Here is a 4,901-nt window from a genome sequence, read left to right on the forward strand (position 1 = left end):
CATCGACGACCGCCCCCGCTGCCGTGACCACAATTGCCCACCCTGCCACCGCGCACCACTGACCGAGCGAAGAAAAGGCCAACGCCCGCACCGCAAGCATTATGCCCGCGAGCATCAGCAAATACCACGCGCAAGCCGTGCGCCCGTGGCCCATGCCGAGTTGAACCATCCGCTGATAGTAATGCTCGCGGTGCGCCTGCCAAAATCTTTCGCCGCGAGCGAGGCGGCGTAACAACGTCACCGACGCGTCGGCGATGAAAGGCGCGAACACCAGCGCCGGGAACCAGACGGGCCACGTGCCCTTGAGCCAGCCCCAATATCCCAGTGCGCCCGCGAGAAAGCCGAGCGGAATCGACCCCGAGTCGCCGAGAAAAATCCGCGCCGGATGGAAATTGAACAGCAGGAACCCCGCCGCCGCACCCGCGATCGCCGCGCTCGCGATGCCGAGGTCGATCTGCGGCGTGGGGCCTGAGAGCGCCGCGACCGCGTAGCCGCCGAAGCCGAAGAGCGCCATGCCGCCCGCGAGACCTTCCGAAGGATGGCCGACTGAATCTAAAAAGAGAGGCGGTCAGCCCATGTCTGGAACCCGCATTACCGACCAACAGCTTCGCCGCTACATGTATGATCGCAAACACCCACGGAAGCTCGCTGCGGCGAACGGATACGCCGTCAAGCTGCCGAACAGCCTAGGGACACCATCCCGTTCAGTCGAGAAAATCGCGAAAAATGAATGGCATAGCACAACTGCGAGGGCTGCAATTTAGGGCAATGCTGAACAAGGCACTGAATTCGCGGCCTCCCGTCGGTTGGCGATTGATGGGAACGCAGAACGCAGATAAGCGCTTGTGCACCTACTTTTTGGCCCTTGTGGGGCTCACGCGCGGGCGGTTTGCCCGCTTCTCGCCCTTTACGGGCGTACTGCTCCCATCGATTGCTTGCGCGACAGGTAAACGTTCGCGAGCGAAGCGCCACAAACGCTCGGTTCGCATTCTTTGCCAAGCCCCGGTAGCGCACCTTGGTAAAGCCCCACAGGTGCTTGACCACGGCGAACACATGCTCGACCCGAGCGCGAATCTTCGACTTGTTGCGGTTCTTGCCGCGCTGCACCTCATCGACGACGCCCGCGCGGCGTGTGCGCTGATTCGTGAAGTCGCGCGCCTTGGGCGCCTTGCTTCGAATCAGTTCCTTCTGGCTCGCGTAGGCGCTGTCGCCGTAGACGCGCCGTTCCTCGCCATGCAGCAGATGTGGTAGCGGATGATTGGGTAGCCCACTGCCTCTCGGTAGCGGGGCCCCCGAAGAACCGTACATGCGAACTTTCTCCGCATACGGCTCGAGCACAGCATGAAACGTCGTGCTGACGCCGGCCTTGCCATCCTGCACAAGTCCTTCGCAAACGCCACACCGTTGATTCGCCTCATCGCTGAGGCGAAGGGCGCTGAACCGTAGCGTAACCGGTCACTCACAAGCTGCCCTTCTTCGAATTTCAAATACGGGCCTGCGACAGCCGCACCACGCGGAAGCCTGCACCCTTTCAGGTCAGGGCAAATCTTGAACCCCTATGCAACCCATTACAGGCCACCTTTCGCTTTCTCCGCGTCCTCATGCCGGCTTCCTCAGCAGCTTCCCTTACGAGTCGCCTGCCCCAGTTCTTTACAGCAAAACCGTGGCGAAGAGTCGGGTTTACCACGTTCCCATTCTTGCCGACCCGAATGATCCCGGGCCTGTCCGTTTAGCGCCTGTCTCTCCCCCGGCAGCCTTCGTGACGACGTGCTCGCTGACAAGACGGAAGCAACCGGCTGCATACCTTTTTGGTCAGGGCCTGACAGCCGCTTTGGCCCATTTGTGCTAACGAGGTTTATCAACAGTTCACTTATGTTGCGCATGCGGAACTTGCCTGGCACCTCACACCGCACGGCGGCTGGCAGTGTCGATCCCTTCCCCGTCACCGGGGTGAACCGTCAATCGAGGTCGGGTAAGGACACGGCGTTACCGTCGTGTCCTCCCCTAAGAACGAAACGTGCGAGTTTCCCCGCATTTCGCTCAAGCCTCTCAAAGCCCCGTCTCGGGAGCCGGTTTCACCACTGAGACCCGTCGGCCCCGCGCGATCCTGTGGCAATCCGGATGCAGCATCACCAGATTGCGGCTCGCGTCCGTGCCACCATCGACCACGCGCTCCAGGTGGAAGAGACGCCATCCACTGGATTTTGTGATCATCTGGTGGCAGACGGGACACGCCCGCTCCTGGTTCAGCCACAGCCGGATCAGCCGTATTCGCCCCTTGAGTGAGTCGAGCATCGCGAGGCCAAGCCGCTGCTCGAAGTAACTTTCCCACTGCAGGTCGAACGGATTGGCGGCAGCCTTGATTTTCCGGTGCCGCCGGATCGGCGAGCTGGCGATGTCGTACAGCGTCAGGAGTTCAAGCTTTCCTGTGCTGAGCTTTTTGCCAATCTCCGTACCAAAGACCCAGTGTCGGGCGTCGACTGTACGGAAGTACTTCTGTCGGACCCAGCGTGCGCCTTTGTTCGGATGCCGGCGCCTTGCCCAGCTCCATAGACACAGCCAGATCGCTTGACTGACCTTGCTGAAGATACGTTTCGATACGACGTGCCGGTAATAGTTGGCCCATCCCTGAATCAAGGGATTGAGCTTCCTAATCAGCCAGTCCTGCCGTGCCGTCGCGTTGCCTTTCACGACATCCCTCAGCTTGCGCAGAAAGCGCTGAACGCTCGTGTCGGCAGGCTTGATCAGCAGCTTGCCGTCGTATTTGCGTACGTTCATGCCGAGGAAGTCGAACCCCTCTTCGATATGCGTGACCCGGGTCTTCTCTGGCGATAGCAACAGGCCGCGTTCCGCCAGAAACTGCTCAACCACAGGCCAGACTTCATCCACCAGCACTTCACGTGTGACGCCGGTTATAACAAAGTCGTCTGCGTACCGAATGATGTTGATTTTCGACGCATTGAGTTCGCCCCGATGAAATTTCGCCTGCAGCGTTCGCTCCAGCCCGTCGAGCGTCAGGTTCATCAACGTAGGCGACACGATACCGCCTTGCGGGGTACCAGCCTCCGTTGAGTGAAAGACACGGTTATGAAGGTAGCCAGCCTTCAACCATCTTCGCAGTATCGCCTTGTCCACAGGGACGTTGGCGACAAGCCAGTCGTGCGAAATTTCGTCAAAGCAGCTACGGATATCGGCCTCCAGGATCCACTGCGCGCGATCGGCTTTTGCCAGTACCTCGAAGCACCGCTCGATCGCATCATGCGTGGACCGGGCAGATCTGAATCCATACGAATTCGGATCCGCCGTTGTTTCCGCGACGGGTTCCAGAGCCAGCAGATGAAGCGCCTGCCATGCCCTGTCGACCATGCACGGAATACCAAGGGGCCGCATCTTTTTCTCGTCGGCCTTGGGGATGTATATCCGCCTCAGCGGACGCGGCCGGTAGCCGCGCCGTTTGAGTGACAACACTGCCCTGAGCTTCGCTCCCGGCGTCGACCAGGTGACGCCATCAACACCGGGAGTCCGTTTGCCGCGGTTCCCAGTCACCCGTTTGACGGCGAGTGCCTTGCCGCTGAACGAGTGGGTGAGCAACCATTGCAAGGCTTTCACCTTGCCGTGTTTGCCATTCTGTGTCGCCTTCACTATACGCGCCTGCAGCCTTCGAACCTCACGATGGCATCGGACCCAGTCAATGCTGTGCCAATGCTTCGCGCGATCGGAGGACGCACCAGTGCCTTGCTGCTGCACCGTCATCTGCTTCTCCTCCTTTAAAGGTTGATCAAACTCTCTAGTGACGAAAGACCATGCGGAAGTCTGCCCGCTTTCGCGTGGGATGATTTTGCTTTCGACGCAATCCCTATCCACCCCATTACAAGGCGGCCTTCGCTTTCTCCGTACTCCCATGCCCGCACCGCCAACAGCCTTCCTTACGGTTGACCTGCCCGAACGGCTTGGGCAGCGATACGGGTTTACCGTGTTCCGCGTCGTTCGCACGAATGGTTTAGGTTCCGCCTCTTCACCGGTGGCATTGTGTCCGTGCTGCACGAGTACCAAACGCGCAGACCTGCCCACGTTCCCGTTTGGGTAAGGCCTATCAGTGCCTTTGGCCCCTTGGACATGACGGTGTTTATCAGCGATTCAGATCCCTTAACCTTGCCATCCAGTCTAGCGCCCCCTCCGCATTGACACTTGCAGAGGAGCCTCGATCTCACGACCTCAGCATGGCTTGCGCCGGGCTACATTGTCTCGGTGGCTTCATACGGAGCCGTTGCCAGCTCCGCATGCAGGACCCTGCTTTCGTCAAAGGTCGCGAACTATCTCGGCACCATCGGCTATCCGCTGTATATGGTGCACATGCAAGTGCTGTTTGCCTGCATGTGGCTGGCTAACGCGTTCGACATTTCTATGGTTGCCCGAATAACTGTGCTCCCCGCGTGTGGTATAGCGGCGTCTGTCGCAGCAGCGGACGTTCCACACCGCGTTGTGGAGGCGCCGTTCCACAAAATCGGCCGCCGACCTTCTAAGCCATCACTGCCACGCAAGGGCGGACTAGACGTTGCGTAGCGGCGCGACGTCTAGTCCGCCACGTGATCGACCCGTCCGAGTTGCACAGCCGAATGTCAAGAGCCGCTCGGGATAGTCTGTTCTGCTACCCGCCGGAGGAATGGTTTCCATTGGGTTGTGGCGCCTTTCCAGTAGTCGTCTGGATCAGCTCTGCGGTCCGCGGCGCCTATGACCGAACTTTCGATAGTTTGGCTAAAAGGCCAGTTCAAAAAGATCTCGGAAGGGCTGTTTACTTTTCCACGAAACGGTTAACCTTGGATACCTGAACAACGGATCAAGGAATGCCGGCACCTATCATCGATGACGAACTGTGGGCACTGATCGAACCGCTACTTCCG

General features: G+C 59.5%; 1 protein-coding gene and 2 pseudogenes. All 3 read right to left on the reverse strand.

Annotated features, from left to right (window positions below):
- Positions 1–535, reverse strand: a pseudogene (locus AWB68_RS42660) (MraY family glycosyltransferase); the annotation flags it as partial.
- Positions 536–907: 372 nt separating this feature from the next.
- Positions 908–1,257: pseudogene (locus AWB68_RS42665) on the reverse strand (transposase); the annotation flags it as partial.
- 792 nt (positions 1,258–2,049) lie between these two features.
- The gene (gene ltrA, locus AWB68_RS42670; RefSeq protein WP_087650136.1) at positions 2,050–3,753 is read right to left on the reverse strand and encodes a group II intron reverse transcriptase/maturase; all 1,704 of its coding nucleotides are present in this window, start codon (positions 3,751–3,753) and stop codon (positions 2,050–2,052) included.
- Positions 3,754–4,901: the final 1,148 nt, after the last annotated feature.

The sequence above is a fragment of the Caballeronia choica genome (assembly GCF_001544535.1).
GTDB classification, from domain to species: domain Bacteria; phylum Pseudomonadota; class Gammaproteobacteria; order Burkholderiales; family Burkholderiaceae; genus Caballeronia; species Caballeronia choica.

Coding starts and splice junctions, on each gene's coding strand:
- ltrA (WP_087650136.1), bottom strand. CDS start 3,753: ATGACGGTGCAGCAGCAAGGCACTGGTGCGTCCTCCGATCGCGCGAAG.